The organism is Sphingobacterium tenebrionis (genome assembly GCF_037126265.1).
Lineage (GTDB): Bacteria > Bacteroidota > Bacteroidia > Sphingobacteriales > Sphingobacteriaceae > Sphingobacterium > Sphingobacterium tenebrionis.
In genome coordinates this window covers 1-24862 of the sequence record NZ_JAYLLN010000028.1, presented here as the reverse complement: position 1 = coordinate 24862, position 24862 = coordinate 1, and the positions used below count along the sequence as shown (strand labels likewise).

18 protein-coding genes are annotated in these 24862 nt (G+C 41.6%); 5 read left to right on the top strand and 13 right to left on the bottom strand.

The window, feature by feature from the left end:
- Positions 1-6: 6 nt before the first annotated feature.
- From VJ786_RS11510 to nagA, 8 genes are all read right to left on the bottom strand, one after another.
- Positions 7-3465: a SusC/RagA family TonB-linked outer membrane protein gene (locus tag VJ786_RS11510; protein WP_336557755.1), complete on the bottom strand. Its 3459-nt coding sequence runs from the start codon at positions 3463-3465 to the stop codon at positions 7-9.
- A gap of 185 nt (positions 3466-3650) precedes the next feature.
- Positions 3651-4886, bottom strand: coding sequence for an exo-beta-N-acetylmuramidase NamZ family protein (locus VJ786_RS11505; protein WP_336557754.1), 1236 nt, complete (start codon positions 4884-4886; stop codon positions 3651-3653).
- A gap of 335 nt (positions 4887-5221) precedes the next feature.
- Entirely contained in the window at positions 5222-6199 is a 978-nt protein-coding gene (locus VJ786_RS11500; protein ID WP_336557753.1) for a phosphodiester glycosidase family protein, read from the bottom strand.
- Positions 6200-6201: 2 nt separating this feature from the next.
- The gene (locus tag VJ786_RS11495) at positions 6202-7023 is read right to left on the bottom strand and encodes a DUF4397 domain-containing protein (protein ID WP_336557752.1); all 822 of its coding nucleotides are present in this window, start codon (positions 7021-7023) and stop codon (positions 6202-6204) included.
- Between the two features lie 16 nt (positions 7024-7039).
- Positions 7040-8626, bottom strand: coding sequence for a SusD/RagB family nutrient-binding outer membrane lipoprotein (locus tag VJ786_RS11490; RefSeq protein WP_336557751.1), 1587 nt, complete (start codon positions 8624-8626; stop codon positions 7040-7042).
- Positions 8627-8636: 10 nt separating this feature from the next.
- Entirely contained in the window at positions 8637-11723 is a 3087-nt protein-coding gene (locus tag VJ786_RS11485) for a SusC/RagA family TonB-linked outer membrane protein (RefSeq protein ID WP_134776139.1), read from the bottom strand.
- Positions 11724-12338: 615 nt separating this feature from the next.
- Complete coding sequence (locus VJ786_RS11480; protein ID WP_336557750.1) at positions 12339-13991, bottom strand: glycoside hydrolase family 10-like protein; 1653 nt, start codon at positions 13989-13991, stop codon at positions 12339-12341.
- A 71-nt stretch (positions 13992-14062) separates the two neighbouring features.
- The gene (gene nagA / locus VJ786_RS11475; RefSeq protein WP_336557749.1) at positions 14063-15175 is read right to left on the bottom strand and encodes an N-acetylglucosamine-6-phosphate deacetylase; all 1113 of its coding nucleotides are present in this window, start codon (positions 15173-15175) and stop codon (positions 14063-14065) included.
- Between the two features lie 111 nt (positions 15176-15286).
- Between nagA and VJ786_RS11470 the strand changes: the two genes are divergently transcribed.
- Genes VJ786_RS11470 through lipB form a run of 4 tightly spaced genes read left to right on the top strand, consistent with a single transcriptional unit; the run spans position 15287 to position 19760 of the window.
- Entirely contained in the window at positions 15287-15679 is a 393-nt protein-coding gene (locus tag VJ786_RS11470) for a RidA family protein (protein WP_336557748.1), read from the top strand.
- A gap of 4 nt (positions 15680-15683) precedes the next feature.
- Positions 15684-17789 carry an ATP-dependent DNA helicase RecG gene (gene recG / locus VJ786_RS11465; RefSeq protein ID WP_336557747.1) on the top strand — a complete coding sequence of 702 codons (2106 nt, stop codon included), beginning with the start codon at positions 15684-15686 and terminating at the stop codon, positions 17787-17789.
- Between the two features lie 41 nt (positions 17790-17830).
- Positions 17831-19021 carry a GTPase HflX gene (hflX, locus tag VJ786_RS11460; RefSeq protein WP_336557746.1) on the top strand — a complete coding sequence of 397 codons (1191 nt, stop codon included), beginning with the start codon at positions 17831-17833 and terminating at the stop codon, positions 19019-19021.
- A gap of 40 nt (positions 19022-19061) precedes the next feature.
- Positions 19062-19760 carry a lipoyl(octanoyl) transferase LipB gene (gene lipB, locus VJ786_RS11455; RefSeq protein WP_336557745.1) on the top strand — a complete coding sequence of 233 codons (699 nt, stop codon included), beginning with the start codon at positions 19062-19064 and terminating at the stop codon, positions 19758-19760.
- Positions 19761-19849: 89 nt separating this feature from the next.
- On the opposite strand, the gene VJ786_RS11450 is transcribed toward lipB, so the two are convergent.
- A complete protein-coding gene (locus tag VJ786_RS11450) occupies positions 19850-20674 on the bottom strand; it encodes a hypothetical protein (RefSeq protein ID WP_099367622.1) in 825 nt (274 codons plus the stop codon).
- A 465-nt stretch (positions 20675-21139) separates the two neighbouring features.
- Positions 21140-21352, bottom strand: coding sequence for a hypothetical protein (locus tag VJ786_RS11445; protein WP_099367623.1), 213 nt, complete (start codon positions 21350-21352; stop codon positions 21140-21142).
- 99 nt (positions 21353-21451) lie between these two features.
- On the opposite strand from VJ786_RS11445, the gene VJ786_RS11440 reads away from it, so the two are divergent.
- Entirely contained in the window at positions 21452-21844 is a 393-nt protein-coding gene (locus VJ786_RS11440) for a S1 family peptidase (RefSeq protein WP_336557744.1), read from the top strand.
- 77 nt (positions 21845-21921) lie between these two features.
- On the opposite strand, the gene VJ786_RS11435 is transcribed toward VJ786_RS11440, so the two are convergent.
- The 3 genes from VJ786_RS11435 to VJ786_RS11425 all read right to left on the bottom strand — a co-directional run.
- Positions 21922-22755 (bottom strand): MBL fold metallo-hydrolase, encoded by an 834-nt coding sequence (locus tag VJ786_RS11435; RefSeq protein WP_245153259.1) that lies wholly within the window; start codon positions 22753-22755, stop codon positions 21922-21924.
- A gap of 16 nt (positions 22756-22771) precedes the next feature.
- A complete protein-coding gene (locus VJ786_RS11430) occupies positions 22772-24199 on the bottom strand; it encodes an L-serine ammonia-lyase (RefSeq protein WP_099367625.1) in 1428 nt (475 codons plus the stop codon).
- A gap of 437 nt (positions 24200-24636) precedes the next feature.
- Positions 24637-24862 (bottom strand): integrase core domain-containing protein (locus VJ786_RS11425; RefSeq protein ID WP_336557743.1); only part of this gene is annotated, 226 nt, incomplete at its 5' end.

Below are 24862 nucleotides of genomic sequence, written 5' to 3'. Positions count from 1 at the left end.
CTGTAATTATAAACCAATTTGAATACCGACAGAAGCTGATTTGAACGATGGATTTCCTGTACCCGTACGGCCAAGGTTGTAATTACCATTCGTCAATAACATACTGTTACCTGAAATTGCTTCTGGATCAATTGGAAGTCCTCTCAAATTATCGAACGTAAAGAAGTTTTCTAAAGAGACATAGATACGCGCTGTTTTAAAGTTCGCTCTACTTAACAAGGCTCCTGGAAGGGAGTATCCGAAATTGATGTTCTTAATCTTAAAATAAGACATATCCAATAAGTAACGTGTTTGAGGTCTCATCACGTAACCTTCGTTAGCTCCACCTAAATGCCATGCTCTTGGATAGAATGCATCTGTACGATCCTCTCTCCAATAGTCTTCAGCGATTGCTTGTGGCATAGCACCATCTTTAACATGGAAACCAGGAATAGCTAATTGACCAGCACCCCAGATTTCACGTTTTCCAACGCCTTGTAAGAATACCGAAAGATCGAATCCTTTAAAGTCTGCGCCTAATCTGAAACCATAGTCGTAACGAGGAGTTGAGTTACCAATTACCATACGGTCACCTGGATCGCCGAATGTACTGCTTCCTGAGGTGATATATCCATCTCCATTCACATCTACAAATTTTACGTCTCCAGGCATCATTTTCATGACGTTGTTACCATCTTCAAAGAATGTTTGATAAACCGGATTATTACCAGCTAACATATTTGTGGTTTTGGAAACACCTTGGAAAATAATGGCTGTTTGCTCAAAATTGCCATCTGCATCATATACAAAGTCGTCTTTTTGGTAAAGGCGATCTGTTACATAACCCCATACATCACCATATCTACTTCCAGTTACGAATTCCGTTCCAACAGATCTGTTTTCCCAATCTCTATTCCACTGCAATCCTTTATAGGTGGTTGTGATAGCATCCGCGATATTAGCATTAACGGTCAAACGTAATCCATTATCGAAGCTATGGTTGTAATCAATGGCCAATTCCCATCCTTTTGTAGAAAGGTTACCAAAGTTTCCTCTAGCTGGAGTTGTACCAAATGTACCTGGTAATGATTCACCAGGAATAATCATATGATTGGTTTTTCTTTCGTACCATTCAAATACCACCCCTAATTTGTTGAAGAATTTCAAGTCGGCACCCACGTTCAGGTGTTCGATATCCTGCCATCTAATATCATTACGTACCGCACCTGGGGTTGTCATGGAGTAATAATAATTACCCGATCCATCCAACCAGTTGTTTGGTCCGATATCCATGGTAGGCACATATAATGAGTTGGAAACGGATTGGTCACCAATCATACCCCATGAACCACGTAGTTTTGCAAAACTCAACACATTGGAAATTCCCTGCATGAAATTTTCATTGGAAATAATCCATCCTGCTGATACCGAAGGATAATATCTCCAACGCAAGTGAGAAGGGAATTTTGAAGTTCCATCATATCTCAAACTGGTCTCGAAAAGGTATTTCTCTTTGAACGTATAGTTTAAACGTCCGAATACCCCTACTTGGGAATCCCAGTTGGTGTCTCCACCACTTTCCTGTACCCCAGTCGCAAAATCAAACTGTGGATTTTCCTCATTGATCAGATTGGTCCTTCTTGAGAAATGATTTCTCCATTTAAAGGCCACAATGTTTGTTCCCAACATTGCTTTAAAGTCATGGTCTTCTCCGAATTTCTTACCATAGGTAGAGAATGCGTTGAACGTATGTCTTTGGGAGTTGAAGGAACGTTGATAAATATTAGATTGTGCTTTGGTAATGTAGTTTTCGAAAGGGAATTTAAAGGCCATTGTTCCACCGTTGTCGGTTGGAAGACCATTTTCATCCACGTAGATTCTATTACCATTCTCATCATTCCAAGGTTCTACACCATACCAAGTACTTTTACCAGAGAAAGTAGGCATAGATGATCTATTGCCGTTATTTTCTGAACTAAATGTATAGTCTGCTTTCACATCCCAACCTGTCATCAGGTCTACAGTAGTTCCTAAATTCAAGTTGGTATAGCGATCGATTTTATACGCCGTATGTGATTTTGCGGTATCGAAATAAGGGTCACGGATATCTACACCATGTTCCTGCACACCAATAGGGAAAGCTCTCGACCAACGGTAAAGGTATAACCATGGATCCGCCGTAAAGCCGGTTGCAGAGTTGGCATAACGTTTTGTACCATCAGAATACATGGCACCACCTCGTAGGGACAAATAGTCGGTTACTTTGGTGGAAACATTCAACGTTGCATTATATCTCTTGAAATCATCATGCTTAGCCGCTTTCATCATACCATTCTGGTTCAAGTAACCAGCGCTGATATTATAGGTTGTATTTCCAGCCTTTCCATTTAATCCTAGGTTATGTAGGTTGGTTAGGGCATTATCCTTGATCATTACCGCTACTGGGTCGTACATACGAACACCGAACTTCTCGTTGTTCTCCACGTACCAGTCACGGCCATAAACTACAGGATCTGAATTACCGATTACACCGCCGTATTTTTCCTGCCATTCCTTCGCTCTTCGGATACTTTCTTCCGATATGCGCCAGAAACCACCTGCCGAACCTGCAGACTGCATGTTCTTATGGGCATCCAACGTATATTGCAAACCATCGATACTTGCGATATCAATTGGTTTGAATGGTGTTTGAAGGGAAAAGTTATTGGAATAGGTGATATTGTTGGTTTCTGTTTTTGCGCCTTTTTTCGTGGTGATCAAGACCACACCAAATGCTGCTTTTGATCCATAGATGGATGCAGATGCTGCATCTTTAAGCACGGAAATCTCAGCGATATCATTCGGGTTGATCATATTGATACTAGGTATCTCCACGTTGTCAACCAAGATCAACGGGTTGCTGCTACCGGAAATGGAAGCAACCTGACCACGGATTTTCATAATTGGGTCAGAACCTACCTCACCAGAAGGGATCTGTACACTTAAACCTGGAACCGCACCTTGCAATCCACGACCTGCATCAGAAATCGGGCGGGATCCTAAGGTTTTTTCCACGTTTACAGAGGATACTGCACCTGTAAGGTGTTCCTTTTTTTGCGCACCGTATGCTACTACCACTACTTCCTCCAACGCATCGCTGGATTCGGTTAAGGTGATATTGATAGTGCTTCCTGTTACAGTTACGGTCTTGGTCTCTAAACCTACAAAGGAAACGCGCAATGTAGCTCCAACAGCTGCATTGATCGTGAATTTACCGTTTGCATCGGTTACCGTTGTTGCTGTTGAACCTACTACGGTAACCGTAGCCCCAGCAATCACACCGTCAGGTCCTGATACCGTACCTGAAACCGTATTTTGCAATACCGATGTGGCCTTAGTCCAGCCAGCATTTTTTCCTAGAGATTCTTTGCCCTTTGCTTCAGCAAATGAAGCATAAGTTGGCATCGTCAATCCAAGAGCGAGAGAAAAGAGTAGAAGTCTTCGCATTGCTAAATGATTAATAATTTATAATTTGTTTTTTATCTTATTTAGGTCCAACCCTGATATTTGTTTCAGGATTAGATCAGTTATTATTCATAATAGGTATTACTCCATATCCCCTAAGGAGGACAATTTCACCAGATTGGATTAACGTGAATAGGCCCAAATTAATTGAGCCTTCCACTTGTTTTTCATTCGAAATCTGGGTAGAGTAGATATTTTTTACGCATCTGTTTGTATGCCGCTAATTCAGGCTGCCAACTTTCGCGTATTTCTTTTTCGGTTTTACCGGCTAAAATCTGCTTCCGCAATTCATCTGTTCCTGCCAACTTATCGAAGAACTCTGGTCTGGCAAAGAATTTCGACTTGTCCGGCATTTTATCATAGAAGTACAGTACGTATTTTAGGGTGAATTTAAATTCATCCGGATTGATATTCCTAAGGTCCAATCCGTAATTTACTGCTCCCTTACCTTCCACATGTTTTACCATCCCTGCTTTTTCGCCTGGGGTGAAGGTAAAATCACCATAAACTGGGTTGGTATATCCCACCACTTGGAAAGGCCAATCTGTTCCACGACCCACCGAAATATCGGTTCCTTCAAAAAGACATAAGGCAGCATATAAACGAACAGAAAGGTGGTTCGGTAAGCTTGGAGAAGGGATTACCGGTAATTTGTAGATAGAACTATGGGTATAATTCTGTACGGGTACTACCGTTAATTTACATTCCTTTCCATTTTCCAACCATTTCTCGCCATTGATCATTTTTGCCAACTCGCCAACGGTTAGACCATGTACCATAGCAATCTTATGGAAGGAGACATTGGATTTGAACTTATCATCTTTACGTACTGGGCCATCCACTTGGTCTCCACATGGATTTGGGCGGTCCAATACGATCAATTCCTTATTATGTTTTGCACACAGCTCCATTACACGGTGCAAAGATGTGATGTAGGTATAGAAACGTGCGCCTACATCCTGAAGATCGAAGATCATCACATCGATGGATTTCACAATCGAATCCTGTTTCGCATTTCCACCATATAAAGTGAACAATGGCAGGCCTGTTTTGGCATCCACATCATTCGAAACCTTCTCTCCTCTTTCGATATCTCCACGGAAACCATGTTCAGGAGCAAATCCAAATTTCAGATCCACCTTTTCGCGCAGCAACACATCCACCAAATGCTCATTATTCGGCCCTACAACAGAAGTCTGATTTCCCATCAATCCTACTTTTTTTCCTTTCAATAAGGGCAGATAAGCTTTAAGCTGATCGGCAGCAGGGACAATGGCTTGGTTAGAGACATTCTCCTGAACGGCGGGCACAGCAGGATTGGAAGTCTTGTTGATTTTCGACGAACCGCAGCTATTGGTCAATAGAACTGCTAAAAGTAGACTATGAACTAAAAAATTTTTCATTAATAGATTTCGTTTCTTTGCGGATTCTACCACATTTATGGGATAAAAATAATAGAAATAACGCACAATAAAGCAAGTTGATGCATGATTTACGTCACTTTCAGCAAAACAATTTGCTAAAAACGCATAAAGCAGAATATTGATATTTTATTTCTTGGGGGAAGAAAATCCGTAAAATCCCGTAATTCAGCGTTTAAAGCTGATTTTGAGTGCAATCGGTTGCACGACTTAGTGTAAAATAAACACTTTTAAGTAACATTGGTGTTACGGAACTAGGTTTATAACAAAAAAAGGGTTGCCCTAAGGCAACCCAACAACAAACTAATATATCACCATTACTTTAGTACAAAGCCAATACCATTGGTTGTTCCGGCAGGAGTGGTTGTAAAATTTTTATTGATCCAAGATTGTTCTGGATTCAGGATATCAAGAACGGTCATGGCTGTCAAATTTCCACTAGTGGGTTGCATCGCTGTATAGCAGCCTATTGCACGCATCATGTCCCTTAGATCATTAAGCGCAACGCCTGCTGAAAAATTAGCAATGACTCCATCAGCGGCCATTAAGTAAAGCTTGGTTGATGCCTCGTTGATTCCAACCGCAATACGCGCAGCTCCACTTGAACTTGTGGAAACATCTTCACCCTTATATAAAAGGAAGTAACTACCTCCGACCAGATGTTTGATTTCCGCTAAATTTATGGCATCCGTAGGGTATTTAGTAGCATCAGGACTATTGAAAAATTGTATCGCATCGGATCCTTTTTTTACACCAATATAGGGTCTTGTTTTAGAGGTACTTGTTTTGAGGACTTTCCCAAATTTCACAAAAGATCCAGTCGGTTCGCCCGAAGTGACCGCATCCCCATTTATGGCCGCCAATAGCTTCCCTTCAGCCGTTTTTTGGTTGAATTTCACCATTTCAGGCAGGTTCTGAACCGCAAACATGTTTTCATTATAAGGAGTCAATGCCTGCATGGTCAATTTTGGATTGGAAATATCCAATTCCATAATATGTATACTGATAGGTACATCCTCTCTATTGATAAATCTGGCATGCAAGTATTCAACCCCTGGTGAAATAGTCTGCGTCGTATCCATTTGAAATACTTTCAAATAAGATGTCTTATCCTTAATGAGTTGGACAATTGGTGTGATCTGATTATCAGGAGGAATTATATCTTCTTCCGGCTCTTCTTCTACAGGTTCGCCAAATTCTGGAAAGTCATCCCTTACTTTACAAGAATCCAAAGAACCCATTGTAAATAGAGCGATAGATAAACCTATAATTATTTTTATATATCTTCTTTTCATAATTATCGAACTAACATAAATGAAATATATGGTTTCATAATGGCATCGGTCTTTCCTGCCCAACCCATAGCATAAGCTGTATATTGCCTTTGGTTTAAGGTGGATCCGGCATTCGCATAAAACGCTAGAACCGTAGCATTGGTTACCGCAGCTCCTGCTGGCCTAACTTTCCAAGTTCTGGTTATCGCGCGATTCAATACAAAGGTTGGAGAGATTTCCCCATATTTAATATTACTTAACACCAAAGAATCTTGATCGGGTTTTTGCGCGGTAGCTGAAGTCGAATAAAATCCATAATATAGATCTACTGCTGGAACATTCGGAATCAAGTTCACGAACCGATAGGATGCATAGGATGAATCCGGAAGGGCAAATGTTTCTTCTGTTGGAATCACCTTCGTATTGGCTCCTGTATCCGTTACATGGAAAGTATAACGACTATTAGCCTTTATATTCAGCGTTGTTTTATAAAGCAAAACCGAATCTGTTCCGTCATCCTTGGTTTTCGGCAACACCACTTTAACCTCTACATCTCCGCCCTTAACCATTAAGAATTCAGAACTTGAAGGTCCCCTGGTATTATAACCGCCACCAGGATAAGGTTCCCGACCTCGGATTTTTGGAGTTACCCGCACATCGTTAAATTTAACGATCATGTATCTATCGTCTGGATAAGCCGAAGCCATATTGATCTTAACAATGGAATTCGATTCATCCATGAATTCTACAGCTCCGAAATCCTGGATTTTATCTTTATTACAACCCCCAATGGTAGTGAGTGTAACCAAACCCAATAATAAAATGAATAAACTATATCTTTTCATAATAATTTCTCTCCTTTTAATAGTTATCTAATACAAACCAAGTTGGGGTGATCACATAATTGGCTTCCAATCCGCCCCATTTCTCTAACTCCTCTGCATTCCACATGTATTCCGAATTGAAACGTGGCCGCACGCGATAACAGTAACTTCCCTGTGCTAATTCCGCACCTGACCTTGTTACAAATTGCCTGAAAATAGCAGGATCATATCTATATTTCCGAAGATCAGACCAGATATCGTATCCCCCCCATCCCCATAGGGCAATATATTTTTGGCCCATAATATCAGCCAATGTCAACTCAGCAGCAGTTTGAGCAACTTCCGTAGAATCCATGTACGAATTTATTTCCGCTGCCGTAATCTCTAATGGATTGAAAATGGTTCCCTGGTTTTCATCTTTGACCGCCGTATATTTATTGACAAAGGTCATATGTCCACGGATACCGTTTAAATAAGCTTCATGCGCAACGGGAAGATCGCCTTTTTTTAAGGCCACCTCCGCACGGATAAATTGCAATTGCGAATACGTCATGATTGGAAAATCCGTTGTGTTTTTGAACATATAGAAATTTCCCACTGCAGGCACAGTCGAGTTTGCCGATCTTCCATCCGGTAAAGCTGCCCGGTATATACTATCTGTAGAAGCTGTTGCTGAAGTACCAAATTTGAGCATCCGGGATAATCTTGGATCGCTTGAGGTCTTTGCCTCTTCCTCATATTCGCCACGCACTCCGCCAGTTAAATAACGCAATATCGGTGCTCCTGCCCTATTATAATAGGTGCTGTTCAATAAAGCTTGATCTTGACCATATACATTGGAGTTTTCTGAACTTGACCCTGTGAACTTTACTGTTGCGTTATCTGCTTCAGATGCAAATGACAAGCTGGTATATTTCATTACAGAATCCGCATAATTGGTCAAAAAATCAGGTTTATTGATATATCTCGCATAGTTCAGGGCTTTTATTCCGTAGATGAATTTTCTCCATCGCTCCATATTACCACCATACATAAAATCATATTTGGATAATATACCCGTATTATCGGCCATACTTTTCTGCCCTAAGAAATACAAAGCCGAATCACACCAAACCTGCACTCGTTTATAAACATCCGGCTGATCTTTATATTCAAACTGTAACCGATCTTCATAAGCACCATCCAATACGATTGGCCCGTGATAATCTGTTAATAGCTGATAATCAAAAGCTTTAATGGCATAACCAATTGCCGTAAATTCATATTTTTTACTAACCTTAGAATCGGCAAGCAGATTTTCCAAGTTCTTCCCATGGTTAAAATATACCATTCTCCACATCACACCTCCGACATCACTTACCCCACCAGGGTAACTGTGCTGTTCCCAAATATAGGATGCACGATCTGTTGAAGTTCCCAGCATCGCTTGGGTAAATTTGTTAATGATCCGTTGATCCTGCCCATATCCGTTAGCGATCTGGTATTGAATGGGTGATAAATACAATTCCGCCGAAACTTCTTGTGGAAAAGAAGGACTGAAATTGATATCCAATATTTTTTTACATCCTACGGTTAATAAAGAAACAGCCGCTATGACATAGGTGATTATATTATTCTTTTTCATAATGTTCCGATTAAAGTTTCAATCTAAATCCAAAGTTAAATCCAATTGGCCTAGTCATGTTTCCATAATCAATACCATATCCGCCAATACCACCAATACCCGGTGTATTAGAGTTTGATTCTGGATCTAAGCCGGAATAATTAGTTAACAAAACCACATCTGTCAATGTACAGAATAGGGAAAGGTCAGATTTAGGCCCAATTCTTCTTACTAGATTTTTTGGCATTAAATAACTTAATGTGATATCACGAAGCCTTACCGTCCAAATATTCTTTTCAACAAATTTCTCACCGGTTACTGAACTATAGTAATAGCCAGAAGTATAATAAGGAGTTACTGCGATGTTATTTGGTGTCGGATTATCGGTGTTTTCTAGTCCGTCTTCTAATACACCCTGAACTACACGAGGTTCTTCCCGGTTTAAGGTTTGACTACTTAATCCAAGGGTGTATAATCTATAGTCCAAAAGGTTATAGACGTCTCCACCCACTCTAGAATCCCAAAGGAAATTCAAGGTAAAGTCTTTATACCTGAACTTATTGACGATACCTAGGGTAAATCTTGGAATACGATCACCGACATAGCCAAAAGTAGATTCACTTGGCAATAATGGCAATCCATTTTGAGGATTGATCAAGATGTCTCCACGATCATTACGCTTAAATTTAGTAGCTGATAAAGAACCAATACTCTCTCCGATGAAAACTGCCGAACGAACCCCGCCTGTTAACCAGGTGTCGGAATCGTAGGACTCTGGAATATCTTTCGCCAATGATTTAACAATACTACGTTGCTTGGTGTAGTTAAAAGTGATATCCCAATTAAAGTTTGGTTTACGAATTGGTGCTACATTACTTTGGATCTCAATACCATTAGCTTCAATAGTACCACCATTGATCAGTTTCAGAATAAAACCAGTGGCATAACTTAAGCGAGGATTGAAAATCTGGTCAATACTGCGACGACGGTAATACGTGAAATCCATGGTAAACCTCCTTTTGAAAAAGCTAAGGTCCAATCCACCCTCCATATCTTCGGTTGTCTCCACAAATAAATTCGGATTACCACCATTCACTCCATAAGCAAAACCACCGCCTGAAGTCATTTGAGTTTCTAGGTTAGAACGTGTAGCAAATGATCTAAATGGTCCCTTACCTGTTCTGGAAATGGAAAAACGCAATTTTCCTTCATCCAACCAATTATAATTCTCCTTAACTGCATCAAATTCTGAAAAATTGAAGGCTAAAGATGCTGATGGATAAGCAAAGACAGGATTATTTGGCATCAATCTAGAAGACGCATCGACCCTTCCGGTAAGCGTCAGTGACAACAGGGATTTATAACTTAATACCGATTGAAGAGATGCTCCCATGATCCGGTATCGATCGATATAATTTTTTGCCCTACGTTCATCTGGATCGGAATTATTGATGTTATAAAAATTAGGATCATACATTTTGCGACCATACTGCGAATCGGTATTATAATGATAGTCGTAAATATTCGCAGCAAGGTTATTTTGCATGGTAAACTTTTTATCAAAAAAAGAGTTTCTGGTCGTCACGCGGTATCCACCAGTAAATATTCTTGCACCTCTCGTATAGATGTACATTTCTCCTAAATCCGGATCGCTAGAGTTTCCTGACCCATTATAGGATTGACCATGATAAATCTTGAATCCGTTGGTAACGGAATATTCCATCCCCAAAGTTGCCTGCATACTGATCCAAGAATTCGGTTTATAGTTGAACTGGGAGTTGGCAATCATCCTGTTCACATCATCGTATGCGGTATTTTTATAGGCATCCCAAAATGGGTTATCAATTTCATTGTAAATATCTGAAGCATGCAGCACCCTATTTCCCCCTTCATCGATCCAATCACGCACGTCCCATCTTGGGTTAAACCTCAAAAGCGCCATCAAATAGCCCACATCACCCTTATTAGCCTTATCGTTATGAGAATTCATATAGCTAAACGTGGTGTTCATATCCATTTTGGAGTTAATTTTTGAAGTACCCGTTAATCTGGAAGTAAACCTTCTGAGACTCGTATTAGGCACTACCCCTTTATTGTCAAAATATTCATTGGACCAACGATAAGTAATCGCATCAGAACCACCTTCTATGGTAAGGTTGTGTTTATGGTTAAAACCTGTACGAAAGAAGTTTTTGGTATTATCAGTATGCAACACCTCATTTTCATTATATTTTGGACCTAATGCATAGGCAGAAGTTGCGGTGTAAACACCATTGGTTCCTTGCGCATAGATATATTGGCGTTCCGGATAGCGATACGGTTTCTCAAAACGACCAGAATAGGAATAATTTACGGAAGCCCTACCAGCTTTACCTTTCTTAGTCGTAATCAAAATTGCACCCCCGGCACCCATACTACCATACATCGCGGTAGCTTCGGCACCTTTCATGATCACATAACTTTCAATATCTTCAGGGTTGATATCAATACCACGGTTGGAATAATCGTTTTCCCTATTGGTTCCTACATGCACCATATCTGCCTCATTGACAACCGAGTTATCGATTGGAACCCCATCGACGATAATTAATGCATTGTTATCGCCGGAGATAGAAATGAATCCCCGTAATACAATCTGCGCAGAAGCACCTGGCAATCCACTTGACGAATTCACCGTCAGCCCGGGTACACGACCTTGAAGACCATTGAAAAAAGCCTCGCGTTGTGTTTCCGCAACCTCATCCCCGGATACCTTTGGCGTAGAATAACCTAAGGTTTTCCGATCACGCTCAATACCAAAGGCCGTAACAACCACCTCATCAATATTGGATTGATCTTCCGTTAAGGATACGTTTTGGATGTTCCCTGAGGGCTTTCTCTCTGCGGTTGTATAACCGATAAAGCGAAACACCAAGGTTGCATCTTCTGAAATACTAATGGAATAATTTCCGGAGCTATTGGTCAGTGTCTGGTTCCCCTTTCCTTTCTCCTGCACCGTTACACCTCCTAGTGGGTCACCCTTTGAATCCGTAACCTTTCCTGAAATGCTGCGCTGCGCATAGAGATTGGAACTAATAAAGACTAGCCCAATAACGAATAGAAGTAGCCTTCCTTTCATAATTTAAGATTTAGATGTATAATTTAAGTTCTGTTAGTTTTTGTATTACCAAGGCAGATGTCAAAGTAATACATGGTTCGTTTTTCTTATAACAAGTATAAAAATAAAAGGTTGATATTTTGCATTGTTTTTTATTTTATTTTATGAAATACGCATAAATACGCACTGCAACAAGAATTAATTTCAAGGAATTGTCACAAAAAACGAATATAAATCAATAGAATCTACTCTTATGATTCGAATCTTTGCAACTTTCAAAACAAAATAATGGATTATGCGGTTTTGCAAAGGATTGTCTACATCGCAATTTCTTTGGTGATGGAAAAGGTTATTAAATGAAATAAAAGCAGTACCATAATACAATAGTGTTTATCAGGGATAGACTTGGCACAAGAGAGGTCCTTTATTTCGGCGCGTTGGAAGCATCCTTTAAGTAATATGTAAGTAAGTGAAGGCACTTACACCTCACTTGCAACTCACTTACACCTCACTTGGACCAAGAGCCCAAACACCTTACATATTCAACAAAAAGAGGCTGTACCTAAAATAGATACAGCCTCTTTTTTTATCTTTACTAAAGTTAAATTAACTCTATATACTTAAATTATTGCAAATTTATTCGGTAATCTCCTCTGCCATATAATCCCCTTCATTTCCTAAACGATCAATACCTTTAATAGCTACCGCATTCAATTTTTGACCGTTTTTGGTTTTCGGGAAACTATACTCTGTCTGCGGCGCATCCAAAATTTCCATCTCCCAAGTATTTCCATACCTTGCATAAGCTACCCATTTGAACACCTGCTCAGGCTGTTTGTGCAACCATTTAGCAAATACACTGCTGGTCTGTTTGGTCAACATCAAGGTAGGTTTCAAGATCGGGTTGGCTGAAAGCCAAGGAGAGGCCGGCACTAAGGCAGGAGCACGATAAGGTCCTTCATAAAGCGCTTTCAACATCAATGGATTTTTTGTCAATCCGGCAATGCTCCAGTGCACCGCACCGGTACTGTTCGGCGTAACATCCCTGGTCACTTCGATCTGACGCTTGATCTCCTCGATTTTGTTGGAAGAACGAACTTCCACCGTATTCAATCCCGGCCATAAATGGCGATTATGCTTGTTTTCCGACTCCCACCATTTCAACAAAGAAGTAAAACTCTGTTTTGGCGGGTCGATTGGCCAATACAATTGAGGTGTAAAATAATCGATCCAACCTTCGTTCAACCATAATTTCGCATCTGCATACAACTCATCATACTGTGAGGATCCCGTAACACCAGCCGGGTAACCTGGTTTCCAGATTCCAAAAGGGCTCAATCCAAACTTAACAAATGGTTTTTCTGCTTTGATCTGGGTATAGATTCTTTTGATGAATTTATTGACATTATCACGTCTCCAATCGCCACGGCTCAAATTACCACCTGATTTTCTGTACGCATTCCAAGAGGCATCATCCGGAAAATCAGCTCCTCCATTATAGGAAGCATATGGGTAGAAATAATCATCAAAATGAACCCCATCGATATCATAACGTTTTACGATATCCATTACCACCTCCGAAGAGTGATCCTGGGTTTTTTGATTTGCCGGATCGAACCAGTACATGCCATTTCGCAATCTTACAACGTGATCAGCTGCCTTACGAACCATGGATTCGCTGGTTACTTGACCACCATTCGAATGATGCGCACGGTAAGGATTCAACCAAACATGCAGTTCCAATCCACGCTTATGCGCTTCATCCACCCAAAATTCCAAAGGATCGTAATAAGGCGAAGGTGCCTTTCCAGTGGTACCGGTCAAGAAATAAGACCATGGTTCGAATTTAGAATGGTATAAGGCATCTGCAGATGGGCGCACCTGAAAGATCACCGCATTAAAATTATTCTTCTTCAACAAATCCAATAAGGCAATTGCCTCCTGTTTTTGCTGTGCTGTAGAAAGGTTGTTTTTACTTGGCCAGTTGATATTGGCTACGGTTGCTACCCAAGCAGCACGAAACTCGCGTGGTGCCTTTGGCAGATCGGTACGGAATTCTTTAAAAGGTTCCTCTTTCTTAACCACTTTAGCTGGCTTTTCAACAACAGCTCCCTTCTTCACTTCCTTTACTTCTTCCGCCTTTTTAGGTTGGTTTTCAACCTGGGTACCCTGCGCTACCTCCGCTTTTGGCTGCTCATTAGCCTTTGCCTGCCTGTTTTTAGATCCACAGGAAACTACTAGCATCAAGGCAACAGCAAACACGCATAATTGCAAAAATCTCATCTTCATAAACATATCTTAACACGCAAAACTACGGTTTTTATTACCTTGGAATCAAATTGTAACTTATTCGTTATAGATTAAAGAAACGTTTCACCTTCAAAAATGACCTGTTGAACCTGAAAATCAGCATCAAAAACCAGTACATTCGCCATTGATCCTTCTTCCAGATTTCCGATATCCGATCTTTCGATCAAACGGGCGGGGTACAACGTTGCCATTCGGATACTTTCATCCAACGGAATTCCTACATTTTGCACACAGTTCTGTACAGATTGCAATTGAGTCAATGCCGATCCAGACAATGTTCCATCCGGCAGCACGAAATGATCCCCATTCAGTACATGCTGATATATCCCTTTATGACAAGTGGCCACAGCATCCGTGATCAGAAACAATCGCTCACCCATTGCCTGTTTACTAATTTTCACGGCTTCATAATTCACATGTATACCATCTACAATGATAGAGGAATAGGCTTTTGGATGATTAAAAACAGCGCCTGGCAGTCCAACTTCCCGGTGCTGCAGCGGCGACATCGCATTCCAAAGGTGGGTAGCTGTTTTCACCCCATGATCAAAGGCTTGCGTAGCCTCTTCAAAAGTGGCTGTACTATGACCTGCCGACAGCAATAAGCCTTTCTTATTTAGGTAATCCACACATTCCTGTTTGATTTTCTCTGGCGCAATGGTCATCATTTTAACCACATCGTCGTTGCCTTCCAGAAGGTCTTCCAAAATAGGCAAGGTCGCTTCCATGATCAGTTCGGCAGGATGAGCCCCCCTTTTTGCTTCATTTAGAAACGGTCCTTCCAAATGCAAGCCAAGGGCTGCGGAAGGTTTTGTTTGCCGAAAAACGGCTATAGCCTCTTTAAACACCTCCAAGGTATTGGTGGCCAGGGTCATCATGTAAGCAGTACAACCCTGTTTAAGCAGGTTGAGGTTAATTTTTTCCAAAGATTCGGCAGTCAGTTCAGCGGAGAAAAGATCCTCTCCAGTTCCATACAATTGCAGGTCGATCAATCCCGGGCAGATATTCGCGCCTTGCACATCCACCACCTGATATCCTTCAGGAACAGCCTCTTTACCAACAATCCCTGTAATCCTATCTTGATTGATCAGTAAAACTGCATCCTCACGGATTTCATATCCATTATAGATGGTCCCATTGACCAAAGCTAATTTCTGTTTCATCCTGCAAGTTAGTTAATGTATGCAAATGTTGAAAATCCAATGGGCTAATCGTATATTAGTCGGTATTAAAGAAACAATAACATAAATTCAACTACGATAATACTGCCTATCATGTCTAAAAAAGAGATATTAAATACAGAGAAAGCACCCGCAGCCATTGGACCATATAACCAAGCGATCAAAGCGGATAATACTTTATATGTTTCCGGACAGATTCCATTGATTCCAGAAAGCATGGAACTGATCACGACAGGTGTAGAAGATGAAGCACACCAGGTATTGAAAAATGTTGGTGCCATCCTGAAAAATGCAGGTTATGATTTTGAAGATGTCGTAAAAACATCCATTTTCTTAAGTTCTATGGATTACTTTGCAACGGTAAACGAAGTGTATGCGCAATATTTCAAGGACAACCAACCGGCCAGGGAATGCGTAGCGGTAAAAACACTTCCCAAAGAAGTGAATGTAGAAATCTCCGTCATTGCATGGAAAGCACGGGATTAATCCCATGGCTGAACTATCGTTAATAACTCCTATTGAATACCTGAAAGGTGTAGGCCCTCAAAAGGCCGACCTTCTCAAAAAGGAGTTGATGGTCTTCAGTATTGGCGATCTCCTGCAATGTTACCCCTTCCGATACATCGACCGGACAAAATTCCATAAGGTTCGGGAGCTCCATGCCGATATGATCGGCGCGCAGGTGCTTGGCCGTTTGATTAGCCTGCAGGAAGTAGGCGAAAAAAGAGGACGCCGATTGGTGGGCCAATTCCGGGATGAAACTGGTATGATGGAACTGGTTTGGTTCCAAAGCCTTACCTGGCTAAAAAAAACGTTGCAGGTGGGGTCCGCTTATATTATCTACGGAAAACCGAGCGAATTCAATGGAAATATCTCCATGACCCACCCCGAAATGGAGCTCTATCAACAGCAGGCGAAAAAGATCGGTAACCAGACGATGCAACCCGTTTACTCCTCCACGGAAAAGCTGAAAAAGGCCAACCTGGATAGCCGTGGAATTCAGAAACTCCAGGAAACGGCTTTGATGACGGTTTTAAAAGGTGTGGCTGAAACCCTTCCCGCTTACCTGATGGAAAAACACCAGTTGATTTCTTTTCAACAGGCTTTATTGGGCATCCATTTTCCGCAGAACGAGCAGATCCTGAAACTAGCTATCCGTAGGTTGAAGTTTGAGGAACTGTTCTTCATTCAGTTAAAACTATTAAGGAACAAACAGTTAAACACCCAGAAATATAAAGGCCATCGGTTCGATCAGGTTGGGGAAAAATTCAATAGATTCTTCACCGAAAGACTGCCTTTCCCATTGACCAACGCGCAGAAAAGGGTTGTTAAGGAAATCAGGTTGGATTGTAATACCGGCGCGCAGATGAACCGATTGGTTCAGGGGGATGTGGGTTCAGGAAAAACCGTTGTGGCCTTGATGAGCATGCTATTGGCTATAGACAATGGTTTCCAGGCCTGTATGATGGCTCCTACCGAAATCCTGGCTACTCAACATTACCATGGAATAACCTCCCTATTGGGCGAAGACATCTGTAAGGTTCGACTATTGACCGGATCTACCCCAACAAAAGCCCGAAGGATCATCCACCAGGAATTGGAAGATGGCACCTTGGATATCCTGATCGGTACCCATGCCCTGATTGAGGATAAGGTGAAGTTCAAGAACATTGGATTTGTGGTGATCGATGAGCAACACCGCTTCGGCGTAGAACAACGGGCCAAATTATGGCGTAAGAATATCATTCCGCCCCATATGCTGGTCATGACCGCCACTCCGATTCCTCGTACATTGGCTATGACCATGTATGGCGACTTGGATATTTCCATTATCGATGAATTGCCGGCAGGAAGAAAACCTATCAAAACCGTACATTTCTTTGAGAACCAACGGCTGAGGGTGTTTGGATTTATGCGGGAAGAGATTGCTAAAGGAAGGCAGGTATATATTGTTTATCCCTTGATCAAGGAAAGTGAAAAATTAGACCTTTTATACCTGGAAGCAGGATTGGAGGGTCTGATGCGGGAATTTCCGCTTCCGGATTACCGCATCAGCATCGTCCATGGCAAGATGCCCGTGAAGGACAAGGACTTTGAAATGCAACGCTTTATTAAAGGCGAAACCCAGATCATGGTGGCCACCACGGTGATTGAGGTAGGGGTCAATGTGCCCAATGCTTCCGTGATGGTGATTGAGAATTCGGAACGATTCGGGCTCTCCCAACTTCACCAGTTACGAGGCCGGGTTGGCCGTGGCGCGGAGCAATCGTTCTGTATCCTCATGTCGGGCGACAAATTGAGCAAGGAAGGTCGGACCCGCCTAGAGACGATGGTGCGGACCAATGACGGTTTTGAGATCGCGGAGGTTGACCTGCAATTGCGGGGACCTGGAGATATCTCCGGAACACAGCAGTCCGGTGTGCTGGACATGAAAATTGCAGATCTGGCAAAGGATCAGGCTATCCTGACGGAAGCTCGGCAATCCGTCATCCAGCTGTTCCAGGAGGATCCTGAATTGGGGGCACCGGAAAACCGCTTATTGCTGAATTATATCCAAAAAGGGCAGCCAAGTATTTCTTGGGACAAAATCTCCTAAAAACTTTACCTTTGTAAACTTGTTCCTTATAAAAAAACTAAATGGCAAGAACGAAAATATATGAAACGGCCCATAAGCCGGAAACTGCGGTATTGGTCAGTGTGATCACGCCGGATGTTTCCGACGAAACGGCAAAAGAATACCTCGAAGAACTAGAATTTTTGGTGAGCACCGCTGGTGGAATCACCAAAGGGATCTTCACCCAGAAATTGGCCTATCCAGACCGTGCTACTTTTGTAGGTAGTGGTAAATTGGATGAGATCAAGGAATATATCAAAGCGGAAGAGATCGACATGGTCGTATTCGACGATGAGCTTTCCCCTTCGCAATTGAGAAACATCGAAAAATATTTTGAGATCAAAGTATTGGACCGCTCCAACCTGATCCTGGATATCTTCGCCAAACATGCACAAACTGCACAGGCAAAGACCCAGGTGGAACTGGCGCAATTGCAATACCTATTACCTCGCTTGACCCGAATGTGGACCCACTTGGAGCGTCAGCGTGGTGGTATTGGTATGCGTGGTCCGGGTGAATCCCAGATCGAGAGTGATAGACGGATGATCTTGAACAAAATCTCTTTGTTGAAGGATCGTTTGAAGCAGATCGATAGACAGAATGAGACCCAACGGAAGAACCGTGGAGAAATGATCCGGGTGGCATTGGTTGGATATACCAACGTAGGTAAATCTACCATCATGAACATGATTTCCAAATCGGAAGTATTGATCGAGAATAAGCTTTTTGCAACCTTGGATACCACGGTGCGTAAAGTCGTGATCGACAATCTACCTTTCTTATTATCTGATACGGTAGGATTTATCCGTAAACTTCCTCACCATTTGGTGGAGTGTTTCAAATCTACCTTGGATGAGGTTCGTGAAGCCGATGTATTGATCCACGTGGTGGATATTTCCCATCCCTATTTTGAGGATCAACTTATTGCGGTAAACGAGACATTGAAGGATATAGGTGCTGTAGATAAGCCGATCATTACGGTTTTCAATAAGATCGATGCCTATAAACCAGCGATCGAAACGGATGAGGATGGTGAAGAAATCAAGATCACGTTGGATGATTTCCGGAATTCTTGGATGGCAAAAAATGCGGATCCGGCTATTTTTATTTCGGCTACCGATAAGATCAATGTGGAAGAATTGAAGGATAAGCTTTATGAGGTGATCGTGAAAATGCATAATGCTCGATATCCTTATAATAACTTGCTTTATTAAATTTGATGTTAATCTACTTTATTAATTTGCCTTATTTAAAATGCAAAACAAAGAAGTAAAATATTTGGATTGGGGGCTACAGGATTATCAGGCAGCTTGGGATAAACAAGAAGCGATATTTGCTGAAACCCTCGCCATAAAACATAATAATAGGGTCAATAATACCAACGATCCTACGCCTAATTTTTTGGTTTTTACTGAACATCCACATGTGTATACCTTGGGTAAAAGTGGGCATGAGGAGTACCTTCTTTTGGATGAGGCTGGATTGAAGGAGAAAAACGCTACTTTCTATAAAATTAACAGAGGTGGTGATATTACCTATCATGGTCCTGGGCAGATTGTGGGTTATCCGATCTTGGATCTGGATAATTTCTTTACGGATATACATTTGTATTTAAGGACCTTGGAGGAGGCGATCATTCTTACTTTGGCGGATTATGGTATTGCGGCTGGTCGATATCCGGGGTATACCGGTGTTTGGCTGGATGCGGATAATGAAAAGGCGCGTAAGATCTGTGCGATGGGTGTTCGGGCATCACGTTGGGTAACCATGCATGGTTTTGCTTTTAATGTGAATGCTGATCTGGAATATTTTGGAAATATCATTCCTTGCGGAATCGATGATAAGGATGTAACTTCTATGGAAAGGGAGTTGGGGCGGAAATTGGATATGGAAGAGGTGAAAGGGAAGTTAAGGAAGCATATCGCGGAATTGTTTCAGATGGAGATTGTTTAGAGGAAGGATTATTTAGGCAGCCCTGAAAATAAAAAGGCCATCAGAAATATTATCTGATGGCCTTTTTTCAATTTCAACTTTGAGGTTGTTTAATATGGTAAATAACCAGCTTTCAAATCAACAACTTTGTGCGTTACTTCTGTTTCCACGTTCAATGGCGTTGTTCCGTTGATTGCATAGGTATAAACTGAACCCTTGAATTCTTTGGTAGAACTAGGATTGTAGGTAGCAACAATGATATATTTGAATTGACCAGCAGGGCTGTAATCAAAATTCCATGCAGTAATATCTCCTGTTCCGTCATTTGGCAGGGTCAATACTTCTTGAACATCAAATCCACTATTAGAAAACCTGTACAATTTACGACCGCTTGCAAAATACCAGAAACCTGCTCCATTTCTATAACGTATACCTATTTGGTTCATCATTTCCGGCATTTTCTTCCTAGCAACAACGATATGTTTATTTGGCAAATATCCATTTACAGATGATTGACTAAAATCAAACCGGTGAAGCGCAACGTCATCGCCATTTTTAGTTAAAACAAAGCTGTTTACCCAGGTAATATAATCTTCGACTCCACCTAATACTTCATGACCTTTAAAATCTTCCTGAATCAAATGATCTAATGTTGTTTGATAGGTGTTTTCTGCAGCTCCATATTTACTTGCGAATACTCTTAATTTTTCATTCCTATAATCATAACCTACTAAAAACAGTCCTTTGAAAGTTCCTTCATTCACGTAATAATCCCCTTTTCCAAAATCATAATTTAAAGGATCATTATATACATCGGTACTCACAACACCATTAGCGATAGCTCTAATCTTTTTTCCAATACTAGTAGTACCTTGATTTTGATTTATTTTAACTCGGCTAGGTTGGAAACCACCCGCAACGGGATCAAAAATCATAGATGTTTGACGATTGAAAAGTAGGATTGGCAAATTGGTTCTGCTACCTGCTCTTATTATCGGATTCTCTCCTTCTTCAGTTGCAACAGTAATCGTCGTAAATTGACCATTTGACGCTGAAGTTGCATAATGGTAGAGTTCGACACTTAAAGGGTTTTTCCCAAAAGTATATTCTCCATAATTGTTATCGTGGTAAAATTTACTTGTCCGCTCATTTCCCTTTAAAAATAAGTGCGCATTTCTATTTTCATCTTCTGCCAGTAGATAATAACCTCGAGTTATACTTGCCGCTAAATTTATAACAAAATGATAGTTGTTTTTTGTATTCGTGGATTTATCGAAAACATAAAAGTTTGAACGAAGAACTCCAGGATTAACCCCTTGTGTATTAAAAACAAGGTTTTTTTCATGACTTACTGTATCTCCATTTATTACCCAAGCAAATGTGTAATCATTGTCATCTGATTACATTGAGCTATAGAGTGTGGGCTTAATCTCCAACGTTTCTCCCATAGATAATGAAAATGTGGTTGAAGCTAATGGACGACCCGTAGCAATTGTTACCGAATCGATTTTATTCAAATCCTGGTAATCATAGTTTCCTAAATCTTTACTACATCCTGTAAATAATGCAATGGACAGGAAGATATATAAAATATTATTAAAAGTATTTTTCATAATAATAAGGTTTTAAGGAATTAAGATTCTAGGTTTAGTTCTACCATCCACCTGATGTTGGCCGATTATGCCGGAAACTAATACCGGATAGATTCTGTATTGAGCTATAGCAAGGAGGCCGATATCGATATCCTTAAAGCCAACCTGAACGGAAAGAAGATTGCCGCCAATCCGATTGGAACTGATTTGAAGGCAGGTTCAGACGTGTTTGTCATTTCCCATCCAAGAGATTATTTCTACTATTATACCTCTGGTAGAGTTGCCTGCATGACGGAAAGCAATGCCGGTATCATGAGCAGAAAAATGGAGACCACGGCAGATTATGCTGCTGGGTCAAGCGGTGGGCCAATTTTCGACAATAAAGGAAATATTGCCGGAATTGTCTCCCTAACCCGATCATTTTATTACAACCAGGCGGAGCAGAAAAACCTCCAAATGGTCATCAAAGAAGCCATCCCTGTAAGTGCCATCAAAAATTTGATCCAGCACTAAGTTAGCAATCGTTAAATACATCCACAAAAAAGCCCTTATCCTGCTCAGGAAAAGGGCTTTTATTATTTTTATTTCAATTAATCGGAATAGCCTTCAATCTGAATGGATTGATAGGTAATCGATGTATAGCTTATTTCCGTTTCCACTGGTCTAGCGATTTGGAACAAAGCACTGGGTTCGGTTCGTTTCGCCACCGACAGTATCATCTCTACACAATGAGGAGCAAATAATTCTTCCACCAGTTCTACCCTATTGTTCTCGCCGGAGAGGTGGCCAAGGATCAGGTGTTTCATCCGGGAAGAACGATGGGCCAAAAAGGCATCCATCGAAATCCTGTTGGAAAGATGGCCCTCTCCTCCTCGGATCCTATTCTTTAGGTAATAGGGATATCTTCCATTCTGCAACATATCCTCATCGAAGTTGGATTCCAGGAACAGCACATCGGAAATCTCGATCGCCTTCATCACATTTACACAGATCCTTCCGATATCGGTCAATACCGAAATATTGATTTCTCCATCAGTAACCATGAAACTGCAGGGTTCCTTTGCGTCATGGTATTTAGGAATGCCATAAACGGATAAGTCACCAACATTTACAATGGAATCGGCTTTGATAAAATGCAAGAGATACTCCGGTAATTGAATTCGGGAGGATTCATAGGTCCCTACGGTCAGATAAACCGGTATCTGGTACCTTTTGGCAAACACGGCCAATCCGCAGATGTGGTCCGTATGTTCATGGGTAATAAAAATGGCATCGATGCTGGCAGGGTTAATTCCCAGACTAGCCATCCGCAGATGCAGATGCTTATTGTTGATGCCCACATCCACCAGAATAGCCGTATTCCCTTTCGCTATATAATAGCTGTTTCCATTACTCCCTGAAGCTAACGCACAATACCTAATCATGGAAAAATTTAAAGGATTAACATTCTGGTAAACTCAATGGCACTTTGATGGCCAATCCACCATCAGCCGTTTCTTTATATTTGGCGTTCATATCCAATGCGGTCTCCCACATGGTGCTCACTACCGCATCCAAACTCACTTTGGCTTTGTCCGGATTGGATTGAAGCGCCAATTGGGCTGCTGTAATGGCCTTGATCGCGCCCATGGTATTCCGCTCAATACATGGAATCTGAACCAGACCACCAATAGGGTCGCAGGTCAGTCCTAAATGATGCTCCATGGCTATCTCTGCTGCCATCAAGACCTGGCGTTGGGATCCTCCCAAGCACTCGGTCAATGCGCCCGCCGCCATCGCGGAGGAAACACCGATCTCAGCTTGGCAACCGCCCATAGCCGCAGAAATCGTCGCTCCTTTTTTGAAGATAGAACCGATCTCAGAAGCTGTTGCGATGAATTGAATGATCTTCTCTTCCTTATAGGCATCATGAAATGCCAGATAATATTGCAGTACGGCAGGAATAACCCCTGCTGCACCGTTTGTAGGTGCTGTTACCACACGGCCAAAGGAAGCATTCTCCTCATTTACCGCCAAGGCAAAACAGCTTACACAATCTAATATATAACCAAAATCACGTCCACCGGCACGGATTGCTTCCAGCCAGGTATCATAATCATGGTAAGTACGCCCTTTCAGCATACGTTTGTTCAATTTGGATGCCCGACGTTCCACGTGCAATCCTCCTGGGAGTACACCATCGGTATGGCAGCCTTTATAGATACATTCCTTAATGGTATGGAAGATCTGCATCACTCCTTGCTTGGTTTCCTGTTCTGAGCGCCAGGAGCACTCGTTCTCCAGCACCAGTTCCGAAATTTTAAGTCCGGTACGCATGCAGGCAACCATCAATTCCTGTGCGGTATCGATGGGGAATGGCAGATCCAATTCTGTCAATACCCCTTCCGTATCATTTTCCTGAACAACAAAACCTCCTCCGATAGAGTAATAGGTTTCGCTGATGGCGGAACCATCGCTTAGGAAAGCCTGGAAAGTGACCGCATTTGGATGGAACGGTAAACTTTGGTCGAAAAGGAATAGTAAATTGGTATCGTAGTCGAATTCAATTTCCTTTTCAGCACCCAAGGTTAATTTTTTGTTGGCTTTGATACGGTCCACCTTGGGAACCACGTCATGCACATCGAATGTGACAGGATCATCGCCACTTAAGCCTAATAATACCGCAATATCGGTACCATGGCCAACACCCGTTTTGGCAAGTGATCCAAAGAGCAAGATATTCACCGTTTGAACACGGTCGAGTGCAGCTTTTTCTTTTAACACTTCCACAAATCGTTGTGCAGCACGCCAAGGTCCTAAGGTGTGGGAACTGGAAGGACCAATCCCAATCTTAAACATATCAAAAATAGAAATCTGCTCTTTTGCCATAATTTAATTTATTAAGACAAAAGTAGCCTTTCTTTTACCATTTTTAAAAAAAATGTTAGGAGGGGATTGGGGGAGGGGGGAGGATGAGTGGAGGGATGAGTGGTGGGATGAGTGGCGCCGCGTCATTGCGAGGAACGAAGCAATCTTCCCGCATGAAATGCTGAGTGTAGTCCAAAGATTGCTTCCTCGTACCTCCTCGCAATGAAGAGAGTTTGCTATGTAAAACACCATCTTTTCTATTAAAATCGTCCTTAAAACATACTTAAACCATGATTATAGCACCAAATCCCATGCCTTACATACTAAAAGCATACTTTCACATTACTTTCACCTTAGTTTAAGCTCGAACCCAACCTGTCTTGTCCTTATATAGCTATACAGATTATTGGTTTAATTCTGAATTGATTATACAGGCAAATTTGGTAATACTATATGTACTATACAAACTCTTTTTTCACTATTGGATATTTTTTCGGTTTCCATCTCTTTCTGAGCGCACCTGATCTCATGTGTGCCTGTTCAGGGGTGAGGTAGTCACAGCTCGCGTGCGGTCTCAGGTTGTTGTATACCCTGATGTTCTCCCGTATCTTTCCGGTGGTCTCCCTCAGGCCACCCTGTGATGCGTAGAGGTCGAACTCCGCCTTCAGTATGCCGTTCACCCGT